Annotated in this window: 7 protein-coding genes; 5 read left to right on the top strand and 2 right to left on the bottom strand. The window is 52.8% G+C overall.

Features of this window, described 5'->3' with window-relative positions; translation table 11 throughout:
- Window positions 1-17 precede the first annotated feature (17 nt).
- Together DFR42_RS26645 and DFR42_RS26640 are read left to right on the top strand one after the other, a co-directional pair.
- Window positions 18-2,042 (top strand): glycosyl hydrolase family 18 protein, encoded by a 2,025-nt coding sequence (locus tag DFR42_RS26645; protein WP_281275200.1) that lies wholly within the window; start codon window positions 18-20, stop codon window positions 2,040-2,042.
- Between the two features lie 121 nt (window positions 2,043-2,163).
- Window positions 2,164-3,204, top strand: coding sequence for a cupin-like domain-containing protein (locus tag DFR42_RS26640; RefSeq protein WP_110258112.1), 1,041 nt, complete (start codon window positions 2,164-2,166; stop codon window positions 3,202-3,204).
- A gap of 120 nt (window positions 3,205-3,324) precedes the next feature.
- Here DFR42_RS26640 and DFR42_RS29820 read toward each other — a convergent pair whose 3' ends face one another.
- Window positions 3,325-4,956 carry a chitinase gene (locus DFR42_RS29820; protein WP_110258111.1) on the bottom strand — a complete coding sequence of 544 codons (1,632 nt, stop codon included), beginning with the start codon at window positions 4,954-4,956 and terminating at the stop codon, window positions 3,325-3,327.
- Window positions 4,957-5,441: 485 nt separating this feature from the next.
- Between DFR42_RS29820 and DFR42_RS26630 the strand changes: the two genes are divergently transcribed.
- Window positions 5,442-7,496: a hypothetical protein gene (locus DFR42_RS26630; RefSeq protein ID WP_146218980.1), complete on the top strand. Its 2,055-nt coding sequence runs from the start codon at window positions 5,442-5,444 to the stop codon at window positions 7,494-7,496.
- A 235-nt stretch (window positions 7,497-7,731) separates the two neighbouring features.
- On the opposite strand, the gene DFR42_RS26625 is transcribed toward DFR42_RS26630, so the two are convergent.
- Window positions 7,732-12,813 (bottom strand): phosphorylase family protein, encoded by a 5,082-nt coding sequence (locus tag DFR42_RS26625; RefSeq protein WP_110258109.1) that lies wholly within the window; start codon window positions 12,811-12,813, stop codon window positions 7,732-7,734.
- Between the two features lie 340 nt (window positions 12,814-13,153).
- Here DFR42_RS26625 and DFR42_RS29390 point away from each other — a divergent pair, with 340 nt between their 5' ends.
- Window positions 13,154-13,291 carry a hypothetical protein gene (locus DFR42_RS29390; protein WP_170133707.1) on the top strand — a complete coding sequence of 46 codons (138 nt, stop codon included), beginning with the start codon at window positions 13,154-13,156 and terminating at the stop codon, window positions 13,289-13,291.
- Window positions 13,281-13,550 (top strand): hypothetical protein (locus DFR42_RS29385; protein WP_170133706.1); only part of this gene is annotated, 270 nt, incomplete at its 3' end. The genes DFR42_RS29390 and DFR42_RS29385, both read left to right, overlap by 11 nt.

The following is a 13,550-nucleotide window of genomic DNA, read 5'->3' as shown; positions in this document are numbered from 1 at the left end:
GTTCAGGGGGGAATAGGATGAGACATAGAACTGGAATTCGTATTAATCACCTCATGCTCAGTCTGGTCGGCGGTATGCTGGCAGCCTGCGGCGGTGGAAGTAATACCAGCAATTTGACAGACACACCCAAGATAGGCGCGCATGTAGCAATGCCGCCAGCAGAGGTGCCCAGCAGTTGTGCAGTCTGGAGCAATACCCAGATTTATACCCAGGGCAATTGCGTTACCTACCAGGGCATCACCTACAAGGCCAAGTGGTGGACGCAAGGAAATGTGCCAGGAGCGGAGCAGTGGGGGCCATGGGAAGTAAGTACGGTCACGCCAACACCTACGCCGACTCCAACTCCCACGCCGACACCCACACCCACGCCAACGCCGACCCCTACACCTACGCCTACCCCAACACCAACTCCTACACCAGGATGCGCGCCTTACGTGGCGGGGACCAGTTATCTGGCAGGCAGTGTCGTCAGCAATGCCGGCGGCTATTATCGCTGCGATGTTGCTGGCTGGTGTTCTACTGGTGCTTCTGCTTATGAGCCTGGCGTAGGCTGGGCATGGACCAGTGCCTGGACTTCGGTGACTGTCAGTGCCTGCCCAACGCCGACACCGACGCCAACGCCAACGCCGACACCGACGCCAACGCCAACTCCGACTCCGACTCCGACGCCGACGCCAACGCCAACGCCAACGCCGACACCGACACCGACACCGACACCGACACCGACACCGACACCGACTCCAGTCGGTGGCCGCGAAGTTGGTTCTTACTTTGCGCAATGGGGCGTGTATGGCCGTGCCTACGAGGTGGCAGATATCCACACCACGCAGACACCAGTCAATGGCGTGCAGACCAGCATCGCTGATCAACTGACCTTCATTAACTATGCCTTTGGCAATGTATATGCAAAAAATGGCGGCTACGAATGCGATATGGTCACCAGGGCAGAGACGGGCAATAACAACCCGCCGCCTGCAGATGCAGGTACCGGTGGTGATGCCTTTGCCGATTACCAGCGGCAGCCCGCACGCACTGTCGATGGCAAAACCATCCCCTGGGATGCCAAGCTCACCGGCAATTTTGCACAACTGAAATTGCTCAAGGCGGCGCATCCTAACCTGAAGGTATTCATTTCACTCGGTGGCTGGACATGGTCAAGGTACTTCTCTGCCGCAGCGAAGACAGATGCCCTGCGCAAGCAATTGGCGAGATCTTGCGTCAAGCAATTCATTGCAGGTGATCTGCCTGTGCAGGATGGTCGTGGTGGCCCAGGTGCGGCGAAAGGCGTGTTTGATGGTATCGACATTGACTGGGAATATCCAGGCGGTGGCGGGCAGCCATACAACACGGTGGATGCTGTCAATGACAAGCATAACTTCACTTTGCTGATGGCAGAATTCCGCGCGCAACTCGATGCGCAAGGGGCTCTCGACAACAAGCGTTACGCCTTGACTGCGGCAATAGGCGCGGGCACTGAAAAGATCGCCCAGACCGAACCTGCCTTGTATAGCCAGTACATGGATTGGGTGAATGTCATGACCTATGACTTCCATGGCGGTTGGGAAAACACCACCAACTTCCATTCACCGCTGTACCATGACAGTGCAGACCCGTCCACGGGTGTGCTTGCCAAGTACAATAGTGATGATGCCATCCAGGCCCTGGTCACCGCTGGCATGCCACGCAATAAGATCTTGCTGGGTATTCCATTCTATGGGCGTGGCTGGAAAGGCGTCAGTGCCGGGCCAAATGGCAATGGCTTGTACCAGGCAACTGGTGGGCCTGCACCAGCCACTTATGAAGCAGGGATAGAAGACTACAAGGTCTTGAAAAACAAGACCGGTACGCGCACCCTGCACCCTGTGACCAAGCAGTTGATGCTGATGACCAATAATGGCGAATGGTGGAGTTATGATGATCCGGCTGTCATCGCCATTAAAATGAAGTATGTGCGTGACCAGAACTTGCGCGGCGCATTTACCTGGGAACTCGATGGCGATGCCAGCGGTGTCCTCGGTAGCGAAGTCTGGAAAGGGCGATAAGCCTGGTTAATGGAAAGCATAGTCGCTTTATAGTTTCTCTATAATCCATTAATAATGTAGGGCTGCGGATGTGATGACGATCTGCAATCACATCCGCAGTTTTTCAGCGAGAGGAAAGCAAATGAATGCACAACTTGGTTTGCATGCAGTAGCAAGTCAAACAGTTCAATCCATGAGCGATGACTGGCGTCGCTGGATCGCAGAAAATCTGCTGCTCGGCGCGCATCCGGCCACCCTGGAAAATGTCTTGCAACAAAATTCCTTCAGCCTACATACCGCCAGGCTGGAAATCAGTGCGGCTTTGTCCAGCCCTTATTTTCAAGGTGTGCAAAGACTCAAGAACCGTCTCGACAAGCGTGACTGGGTCTTGGCCATCGCTGCCAAACTCGATCAGATAGCACCGCTTGCACTGGAACGTCAACATCAATTATCTGGTGAACAGTTTTTGCGTGATTATTATCAGCAAAATCGTCCCGTCATCATTACTGGCATGCTGGACGATTGCCCGGCACGCAGCCGCTGGAACCTGGCCTGGTTCCGTGAGCATTTTTCTGAGCGCCAGGTGGAAGTGCAATTCGGCCGCAATAGCGACGCCAATTATGAAATGAACAGCATCGCCCACAAGCGCCAGATGCGCTTTGGTGACTATGTCGATCTGGTGGAAAAAAACGGCCACAGCAATGACATGTACATGACCGCCAATAATGATTCCAGCAACCGCAAAGCACTCAATGAATTGTGGGAAGACGTACCCTCATTGCCCGAATACCTGAAGACAGATCAGGGCAAGCAAGGCTTTTTCTGGTTTGGCCCGGCGGGGACGATTACGCCTTTCCATCATGACCTGACCAATAATTTCATGATGCAGATCATGGGGCGCAAACGCGTCAAACTTATCGCCCCATGTCACCTCGCCAGACTGCAAAATGAGCGTCATTGCTTTACGCCGGTAGATGGCCGCAATATTGACCTGACACGCTTCCCCCAGCTGCGCGATGTGCCTGTGCTTGAATGCGTGCTGGAGCCAGGCGAGATATTATTCCTGCCCGTGGGCTGGTGGCATTTCGTTGAGTCACTGGATATTTCTGTCACTATCGCCGCGACAAATTTTCGCTGGGATAATGATTTCTTCAGCAATTACCCGGCGAATCACGACTTTTGATCAGCAGTCTTCATAAGAAGAAAACTGCGCTTCCAGCGTATGCCGGAGCGCAGTTTTTTTATTAGTTGCCCATGCTTTGCCTGTCATTTGATAGGCAAAGCATTTCAACGCATTTCCACATCAAGGCAGGGTATTCAGGGCAGCCTTGGCAGGCACCGAGAAATTATAGCCATCATGCTTATCCCAATTGATAGACCAGGTCATGACACCTCTGAAACCAGGGTAGGCCTGTTTGGGGACGATGGTGCCGCAGTTCAGCAACCTGGTTAAACAGTTCAGCGCATTGCTGACATCTGCTGATGTGGTAAAGCCAGAATTGGCAGAACTACGGCCAGACGGCACACCAAAGGCAACCTGGTCAGGGCGCAAACCTGCAAAGGTATTGCTACCATAGGTAAAGCCCTCGATCAGCATTTTTGCCGTGCCCACCAGTTGGTCTGCCGACCCTGCCCTCAGTGGCGCAGCCTGGAAAGGTGTATAGATATCGCCATTGTTGTAGTACTGCGGATGTAGGATAGTCAGCTCATCACGCAGCGCATTGATGATGGGGATATATGCACCCCAGATAGAGCCGTAGGAGGTAAAACCACCTTCCACATATACCCATTCCGGTGCCATTGACAGGTAGAAGCTGGCGCCGACTTTGGTTTTCAGTTTCTTGACGGCGACCGGCAGATAAGTCTGGATAGCTGCACCCTGTGCCACACCGTTTTCAAGATCAAGGTCTATGCCGTCAAAACCATATTTGCTGATGATGCCATACAGGCTGTTGGCAAAGTTGGTCGCCTCCGCATCAGAACCCACCGAGACTGAACCATTCTGGCCACCGAGTGACAACACGACTTTTTTGCCTTGCGCCTGCTTGGCCTTGATATCGGCAATAAATTGCGCTTCGCTACCGGCACCAGGGTCCAGCGTGAAGCTCACATTGCCACCACCGGCATTGTCGCCAAACGAGACGACGATAACATCCCAATCATTGCTGACTTGCGCGATAGGGTAAGTGTTACCGCTGGGATTGGTAAAGTTATGCCAGTAACCGACCAGTGCATGCTTGGCAAGACCAGGGACTGGCGTAGGGGTGGGAGTCGGAGTCGGTGTTGGTGTCGGAGTGGGGGTGGGCGTTGGTGTCGGGCAGGCACTTGCTGTGACTGATGTCCATGCGCTGTTCCAGGCCCAGCCTACACCAGGCTCATAAGCAGATGCACCGGTAGAACACCAGCCCGCCACGTCGCAACGATAAAAACCGCCCGCATTGCTGACCACTCTTCCAGCAAGATATTGAGTGCCGGCGACATAGGGAGAACAGTTCGGCGTCGGAGTCGGGGTAGGTGTTGGAGTCGGTGTAGGTGTCGGGGTTGGTATGGGCGTTGGGGTCGGAGTAGGCGTCGGTGTTGGAGTGGGGGTAGACGTAGGTGTTGGCGTGGCATCACATGCACCTTTACCTGTCCAGGGTTTGCCACTGCCAGAGGCACCACTATTGGTTGCAGGGTTTTCATTGTGCGTCCACCAGTTTGCGACATAATTATTACCGCCCGCACTGACCAAAGCGCCGCCATTGTAGGCCGTTGCTGCATCCCATGCCGCATAGCAAGCTGTAGAAGCTATAGCAGGCGGGGCTTGTGGCGTGGTTGCCGGGCCAGTTCCATTGCCAGCACTGTCACTGCCACCACCGCATGCCACCAGCAAGCCACCACTGGTCGCACATAGCAGCATGTTTTGAATCAGGTTTCTTAACCTTGTATTTTGCATTACCGTCTCCCCCCATGATTTTGTGAATTCAGAAAATGTGTTTACTCCTAAAATGTGCCATTCTGAGATGCCCGTTCTTATTGCAAACCAGCCACTCAGAGATTCAGCATGTGGTTCAACAATGCGGTGGTCAACTGGTTTTATTAATATCTAGCCACTTAAATACCACTTGACTTTTGGGAAATGAAATACTGTTGAAATAAGACTGTCATGCCAATTTGCTACCGTTCTTTGATGGTGTTTGATCAGACCAGTGTGTGTTGTTAGCATCACTGGTATTACGAAGTTTTGATGAACATGTAGACAGTTGTAGGGCGTTATCGCCGTGTTGCTCCGTGAGCCTGGCAGACAGCTGTTTTCGGAATTGGTTTTCTGGCATGGCGAAAGGCAAAAGCGTGATAATGTCCGTTGCAAATAAAGACAGGTTTTATCGAATAGCCAGCATTCAGAACATCATGACGAACAATAACAATGAGTCTCCATCAATGACCACTCAAACCTCAACTTCATTCCCCGACTTGCCAGCAGATAGCGCAAGGGATCTCGTTCTTGCCATACTGGATAACTATGCGGTCAGTCTCAATACGCAAAATTTCCCGGCCAGCCTGTATGCAGAATCGCTGCTGTACATGATTTACTGGTTCCATCGCCTGCGTGACCCGGTGCGCAAGAATGGCATGGAAGATTGCATTGCCAGATACCTGGATGTCGCCAGCACGACGGCGGTCGTGAAAGCCCTGTTGTCGGATGAGCAGCTTCAAGCCCTGGCAAAACAGCGCATAGATCAGGGCGTCATGGTGCGTAAGACGGTTGATGTGCTGGTGATGCGTGACGGGCGAAGTGGGCGTGAATTTTTGACGCTGGACAGGACGATTTTCCCTGAAGGCATCGCTCTGCCAGGCGGCTTGTTGCTGGATGAAGATGAACACAACGGGCTCGGTATTCCAGCCAATATCTTCGCAGCGCTGCGAGTAACTGGCAGCAAAGTATTTGGAGCAGCAGCACCAGAATACGGGATTGCAGAAGCTGAGGGACGTAAATATTATTTTGTGCAGAGCGACGCAAAAAACGAGGCAAAAAACGAAGCCCGCATCTACATGGACAAAACCGTCACGCACGGATATCGCGACCATCTCAAAGAAATTGCCATTCCATCAGATCCACGTCATATCGTCGACACGATTGGGTTTCTGGTAGAAATTGTCGATACAACAGACACAGCGGGCATCCAGGGCAGGTGGTTGCCTGAGAGTGTGATGACAACGCCAAATGCAAAAGAAGGCTCATTCGCCTTTGGTCACCACAAGCAGATTGCCGCTGCACTGGTGGCAAAAAATTTCACTACGACCCAGAGTATTTCACATCATGAATGGATACGTGAATGGGTCAGGAACCCGGTTGATTTATACCGTGAACTTCGCACGCGATTTGCATCGAATGACAATAGCCTCAATACACCAGTGCTGGAACTATTGCCGGTGGTCGAGTATTTCCGCAGCCAGATGACGCTCTCGGCTATGGATGAGACCTGTCGCAACAATGCCGCACTGTCATTGATGCGTGACCAGTTGCTGCATAAATTCCACCACGTGACCATACAGAACGGTGCCATGTGCCCGTATGAGCCTACCCTGCGTATTCTGTTTGAGGCTGTCGGTTTCTTTGATGTGGCATGTCGCACCGGCAAGAACCTGAGTACCCACTTCCAAAAGAAATACTGGTATCGCTATGAAGAGCTGATGCGCCGTATGCCGGAAGTCATCATCATCCCGACTTTCGATAATATCTCTGCTACTGATCTCATGAAAATACGCGGTACACCTGTGTATTTTATCGGTGTATCAACCGAGCCTGTGTATGTCGATGAATTCTGGCAGTCGCCACTCGAATTTCTGATTCACGACCTTAATCATGCCTGGAAAATGATGGACATGGATGACAGGTTTTTCCAGCATAGCCCGGAGACCAGCAGGGATGCACTGATCAGCACATCCAATGCCTTCATTCGCGAGTACTTCCCGACTATCGCCATTCAAAAGACAGACACGGAAGAACAAAAGGAAATGAAGAAGCTCAAGAAAATACTCTTGTTCGAAGTGGGCCATGAAGACGCCCGGCCCCTGTTACCAGGTATCGTCAGCGAAGCCTTGCTGGAAGATGAGGGATATGAATTCCCGGATATCGTCGTTCGTTATGATGAGAGCGGTAAGCAGGCCTATCTGGAACAGCGCACCATCCCTGGCATCACTGCTCTGTCATATGTGAGGCATAAATTACAACATGGTTTTTTTGACCAGACTGATTCGCAAAACATCCAGATCGTCTCGCCAAAATATCGCAGCGTGGAATGGATAGTCAGGGCGACTGAAGAGTTGTTGTATGAAATGCAGGCGACAATACCGGCAACAGTGCAAGCCGAAGGTTTGACGGAATATCTGACCCGGCAGGCATGCTCCAGGGGGCCGACTATTCTTCATGCACCGGAAAACCTCGACCCGGCTGTAGAAGAATATGGAGATGGAACGGCGTCAAAGGAATAGGTGTTGTCGTTCACAGATAGTGCCAGCGCTCGGACTTGCACTACCTGTGGTTTTCAGAGATTTTAGGACAAGGCAGGTGTTATTGCCCCTTGATCACAATTAGCACCGCCTACTTGCTAGGATACCCAGCACCACTTGATGTTGATTGGCGTTGACTACTCGCGCTCAACTTGGCAAGGTCGATGCCGGGAACAACATCAAGCATTTGCTGTTCCCCCGCTTTTGCTGATCAAGATCATTCATCATTCATTTCTTCAGGGCTGAGTTGCCAGACGACAGGCCAATTGTTTTCATCCATGGCACGCCATTTCAGGTAACGCCATGCATTTCCACTGGCGTGCAACAAAGTGTTGGTGTCGTAAAGCCAGGCAGCGGCACCGCCTTCTATGATCGTACTGACGCGAAGTGTTTGCCCGGTGGCTAAGTCCCATAGGCGTATGGTGTTGTCGTCTGAAGCCGAGAGCACGCTATGCCCGTCAGGTGAAAATGCGCAGGACATCACCGTATCAGCATGTCCAACAAAATCGCGTAGCAGTATGCCGGTGGCGGTCTCCCACAGACGCAGCGTGTTGTCATATGAAGCCGAGAGCAGGCTACGCCCATCTGGCGAAAACACGCAGGACTTCACCGTATCCGCATGCCCGACTAACTCCTGTAGCACCGTGCCGGTGGCTACGTCCCACAGGCGCAGGGTTTTGTCATATGAAGCCGAGAGCAGGCTACACCCATCAGGCGAAAACGTGCAAGACATCACCCAATCCGCGTGTCCAACAAACTTCCGTAGCAGCATGCCGGTGGCTACGTCCCACAGGCGCAGGGTGTTGTCACGTGAAGCCGAGAGCAGGCTATGCCCATCTGGCGAAAACACGCATGAGCTCACTCTACTCGAATGTCCAACAAACTCCCGTAACAGCGTGCCGGTGGCTACGTCCCACAGACGCAGGGTGTTGTCATGTGAAGCCGAGAGCAGGCTAAGCCCATCTGGTGAAAACACGCATGAGCTCACTCCATCCGCATGCCCAATAAACTCCCGTAACAGCGCGCCGGTGGCGGTGTCCCACAAACACAAGGAGTTGTCATGTGAAGCCGAGAGAAGACTACACCCATCAGGTGAAAACGCGCAAGACATCACCCAATCTGCATGTCCAACAAATTCGCGTAGTAGCGTGCCACTGGCTACGTCCCACAGGCGCAGGGTGCTATCGTCTGAAGCAGATAGCAAACTCTGCCCATCTGGCGAAAACGCGCAAGACATCACCCAATCTGCATGTCCAATAAACTCGCGTAGCACCGTGCCAGTGGCTACGTCCCAGAGGCGCAGGGTGCTATCGTCTGAAGCAGATAGCAAACTCTGCCCATCAGGCGAAAACGCGCAAGACATCACCCAATCTGCATGCCCAACAAACTCCCGTAGCACCGTACCGGTGGCTACGTCCCACAGGCGCAGCGTGTTGTCATATGAAGCCGAGAGCAGGCTACGCCCATCTGGCGAAAACGTGCAGGACTTCACCCAATCTGCATGTCCAACAAACTCGCGTAGTGTTTGCCCGGTGGCTAAGTCCCATAGGCGCAGGGTGTTGTCACGTGAAGCCGAGAGCAGGCTATGCCCATCAGGTGAAAACGTGCAAGACATCACCCAATCTGCATGCCCAACAAACTCGCGTAGTAGCGTGCCGGTGGCTACGTCCCACAGGCGCAGGGTGTTGTCACGTGAAGCCGAGAGCAGGCTACGCCCATCTGGCGAAAACACACAAGACGTCACCGTATCCGCATGCCCGACTAACTCCTGTAGCACCATGCCGCTGGCTGCGTCCCACAGGCGCAGGGTTTTGTCGTATGAAGCCGATAGCAGGCTACACCCATCAGGCGAAAACGTGCAAGACATCACCCAATCTGCATGCCCAACAAACTCGCGTAGTAGCGTGCCGGTGGCTATGTCCCACAGGCGCAAGGTGTTGTCGTCTGAAGCCGATAGCAAGTTATGTCCATCTGGCGAAAACGCGCAAGACGTGACCGTATCCACATGCCCAATAAATTCCCGTAGCAGCGTGCCGGTGGCTACGTCCCATAGGCGCAGGGTGTTGTCGTCTGAAGCAGATAGCAAACTATGCCCATCTGGCGAAAACGCGCAAGACGTGACCCCAGACGTATGTCCATGTAGCCATGCTAATTTTCTTCGCGCCTCCACATGACGCCCGGGCGGTGCCCAAGCTGCCCGGATTCCAGGAGCCACCTGTGGCCGCATCTGAACACCATCCATCACTGCATCAGCCCAACTGCTATCCAGCAATTCACACTGCAGTACTTCAGCCTGCTCGCAAAGACTGTGATCAAACACGGCAGCACGCAAATCGACATTCCAGAACCTGGCGCGTCGCAAATTGCCATGGCTGAAGTTGCAGCCTGCCAGACTCAAGCGACGATGTGTCTGGCTGCTACGCAGAGGCTCTTCATTACGACTACCAAAGCGCCAGTCGCTCAGGTCTGCGCCCTGCAGGTCCATGCCATCCAGGCGCGGCATGGGCCAGCCTGAGGTGTGGGCGCGCAAGCCGTAGGCCAATTGCAGTTCACTGGCCAGCGCCAGGTAAGGGCTGCGCCATGCTGCCAGTGTTTGCAAGGGTGCTGGCCCGTCGGCATCCGGATCCCATTCAGCCAATAACTGGCCCAAAAAATCCAGGGTTTCGTCACTGACCATGGGCAGGCGCCAGGCCTCGCGCGCATCAGCGCTGCGACTGAGCAGTGCCTGTAACAAGTATTCTGCCAGGAAGAACTCTTGCAAGGAGGTGTGGGCGAATTCAAAGCGACTGTCTTTGCCCTCTACATCAACACGCTTCAGGAAGGTGGAATTGCGCAAATCTTCCTGCAATAGATCACGCGGTTTGGTTTGAAAGTCCTCATACGGGCCTTGTTGTGCCAACCATTGCCCCAGCCAGCTTTCCAGCTTTTTGGCTGTGATGCCTTTGAGTTGGTTGCGCCAGAAATGTGCTGCCAGTGCGCTCGCCAGCAACAGCTTGTCTTCTGGTTGAAAACTCTGTTTCTCTTTATCGCGGATCAGCCATTGCTTGGCTACTTCACGATATAAGGTGGCGCCTGTGACACGCTTACCCTGAGCGCGCCACTGTTCCAGCATAGGCACAAAGTTGGCCACCAATTTCAATGTGAAGGGCCGTCCGGCCAGCTCACGCAGGTTATGCACCGCCTCAATTTGCGCCATCAACTGATCAATATCGGTATTGGGGAATACCGCCATCATATAGCTGCGTATCTGCTGCTCTGTCAGCGGTTGTAATAACAAGGCGCGGTACTGGCTTTGATTTTGGCTACCTCGGTGTTCCCCAGTCAAGTGATTGTCTTGTTCGGCCAGCGAGCGAAAAAACTGGGTGCGACAGCTCAGCAGCACACGTGGTGGCTTGCTCTGGGCTTTGTTTTTTTGACGCTCACGGGCCTCGGGCAGCACGCGCAACAAATTGGCTGTAAAACTCAGGCCTTGTTTGTCGCCTATGCGTGACAGCACTTCATCAAGTCCGTCAAAGATCACCAGTGCACCACTATCTATGCTATCCACGACATCTTCATAATTGGGCAGTACACCATCGGTTTGCAGATAACCGTTGCGCAAACAGTCGCTGATGGTTTCTTGTAGTGTGGGTACTTTGCCGGGATGTAGCGCACTCGCAGCCAGCAAAGTGTCTACTTTACGCAAGTCAAAATATAGTGGGGCCGGACTATCGATGTTCAGTTTGCGTTGCTGCTGCAGGTGTGCTGTCACACGCTGTAGTGTGGTGGTTTTACCCATGCCGTATTCACCAAGCAGGGCATAGATGGGGCGTTCTTCAGGCTCACTTAACCAGGCCAGGATGTCATCAAATGCCACGACCTTTCTGGGGTCACTTTCTTGGCTTCCCTGGTGACCTGCAACTTCCAAAGCATGCAATTCTGCACGATAACCATATTGGCCACTTACCAGTGGCTTGCCGTCATCAATGACGTCGAGATGGGCGCGCTCAAGGCACTGACGACGTAAAGCCAATGCCGCCAGCTTGTCGGTGACGGCGTTTGTTGTTGAATGTGGGGGCTTTGTATCTTCGGTAATATCACCATACAGTTGTTCGTCATCGAGCATGGCCTTGATCACCATCGCCGCATTGGCTGCTGCAAGTTTTTGCTTATTCTCTTTACCTTCACCCTTATTGCCGTCGGCAAAGTCGCAGATGGCTTTAACGACTATCCAGTCCACCTTTGTGTCGTCAAGCGCTTTGGCTACGCCGGCGGCTTCCATTTCGCCACCGACGATGCCCGCTGGCCCTGCTATGGCTTTCAGTTTTTCGCGATAGTCATAATTGTCCACCAGTTTTTCGCCGGTCAGCATGCCGCCAAATTCCAGTGTGGGCCAATCAGGTTTGCTGTGATCATGTTTATTGCGAATATCAAGATTCTCAAGTGCGCGCAACAAACGACGTGAGGCGGGAGGGCGTTCACCAGCCAACGTGAAGTTGCCGTTTTTGCTGATGCGTGCTGACTCATAATCCACGATGAATTTGGAAACCAGCACGTTCCCTACTTTTTGCTTATGCTCGTCAACACCAAAGGCAATACCGACGCTGATAATGGCTGCGGGCTTGTAGACCTGATGCAAATCACTGGCGGTGCGCTGTGACTCTCTATTACCTTGGCGGCTGTGGTAGTGAAGCACGCGCACATTGCCATGATGCCCCAACTCATTGATGCTGACTGCTTGACCGGCGTGGTGTTTGTTGGTGACGGGTGGCGTACTTTCGCCCTTCCAGAAGGTCTTGCGCACTGCGGCAAACTCGTTCTCGTTATAGGTGATCAGCGCTACCACTGGGGCCTCGCCAACAGGCATGCCGGTCTGGCCTATGATGAGGCGGTTTTCTGGTATGGCACTCAGCCCCTCCAGTTCTGCAATGGCAGCTGGTGGTGGACCAGTGAACCATAGCCTGCGCTTGGCTGTGCCCTGGTCTTTGGCGCCCACATAGCTAAAACCCAGTAACATGCCCTGCGCCTGTGCAGCGTCGGTAACGGTGCGCAATAGCTTGGATAGCTGTGCACTGGCACCCTTGGTTTCGGCCATGGGGAACAACGTCGTATGCAGGGTTTTGACCACGACTGAGCCTTCATCATCGAGGCTTTGCAAGAGTTTATCGATCAGTTCTCGTGCCGCCGGACTGAGTTTGTCTTGCAGGCGGCGCACCGCATTATTGGCCTGCGCACGACTTAATTTGCGTAGATTGGCTGGCGAGCTTGCCTGATCTGCCAAGCCTTCTTGCGCGATGGAGGTCGAGTTTCGGGTTGTCATATGCGCCTTTGGGTGATGTTGCTTATTGGGGACGCTTAATCTTAGGACTATTCAATTCATTAATCAAGTAGTATTGGTAGTATTGGGTAGCATTGAATGATATCGATCGTTTTTTGTGTTTAAGATAGTTTATAAAATTATATCTTTGACGCTGCTGATGTTTTCTATTTGCTAACTGAGTAGATATGCGTTTAAAAAAGTAATTAGTAGTATTTCGGTATGAAAGAGATGTATTCGTGTGAGCAGCAAACATAGGCAAATATTTGAACCGGGCTTGTGGATCAGAAGTGGTCCAAGCCCAATGTCGGATCGGGAGTAGAAAGCCCAGGTAAAGCAGCGTATGGACCATGGTGTCATGGTGCGCAAGACGGTTGATGTGCTGGTCATGCGCGACGGTCAACATGGTCACGAATTTCTGATACTGGACCGTGCTATTTTTCTGAAAGCATCGCTTTGTCAGGTGTTTGATGGTGGATAAAGATGAGCAGAATGCCAGCGGTATTTCTTGCAATATCTTTGCTGCCCACAGGGGATATGAATTCCCGGATATCGTCGTTCGTTATGATGAGAGCGGCAAGCAGGCTTATCTGGAACAGCGCACCATACCTGGCATCACCGCTCTTTCCTATGTGAGACATAAATTACAACATGGTTTTTTTGACCAGACTGATTCGCAAAACATCCAGATCGTCTCGCCAAAATATCGCAGCGTGGAATGGATAGTCAGGGCGACCGAA

Source organism: Undibacterium pigrum (genome assembly GCF_003201815.1).
Lineage (GTDB): Bacteria > Pseudomonadota > Gammaproteobacteria > Burkholderiales > Burkholderiaceae_D > Undibacterium > Undibacterium pigrum.
This window is presented reverse-complemented; position numbering and strand designations above follow the sequence as displayed.

Excerpts from the sequence above, each read along its gene's own strand:
- DFR42_RS26645 (WP_281275200.1), top strand. The coding sequence starts at position 18 with ATGAGACATAGAACTGGAATTCGTATTAATCACCTCATGCTCAGTCTG.
- DFR42_RS26640 (WP_110258112.1), top strand. The coding sequence starts at position 2,164 with ATGAATGCACAACTTGGTTTGCATGCAGTAGCAAGTCAAACAGTTCAA.
- DFR42_RS29820 (WP_110258111.1), bottom strand. The coding sequence starts at position 4,956 with ATGCAAAATACAAGGTTAAGAAACCTGATTCAAAACATGCTGCTATGT.
- DFR42_RS26630 (WP_146218980.1), top strand. The coding sequence starts at position 5,442 with ATGACCACTCAAACCTCAACTTCATTCCCCGACTTGCCAGCAGATAGC.
- DFR42_RS26625 (WP_110258109.1), bottom strand. The coding sequence starts at position 12,813 with ATGACAACCCGAAACTCGACCTCCATCGCGCAAGAAGGCTTGGCAGAT.
- DFR42_RS29390 (WP_170133707.1), top strand. The coding sequence starts at position 13,154 with ATGGACCATGGTGTCATGGTGCGCAAGACGGTTGATGTGCTGGTCATG.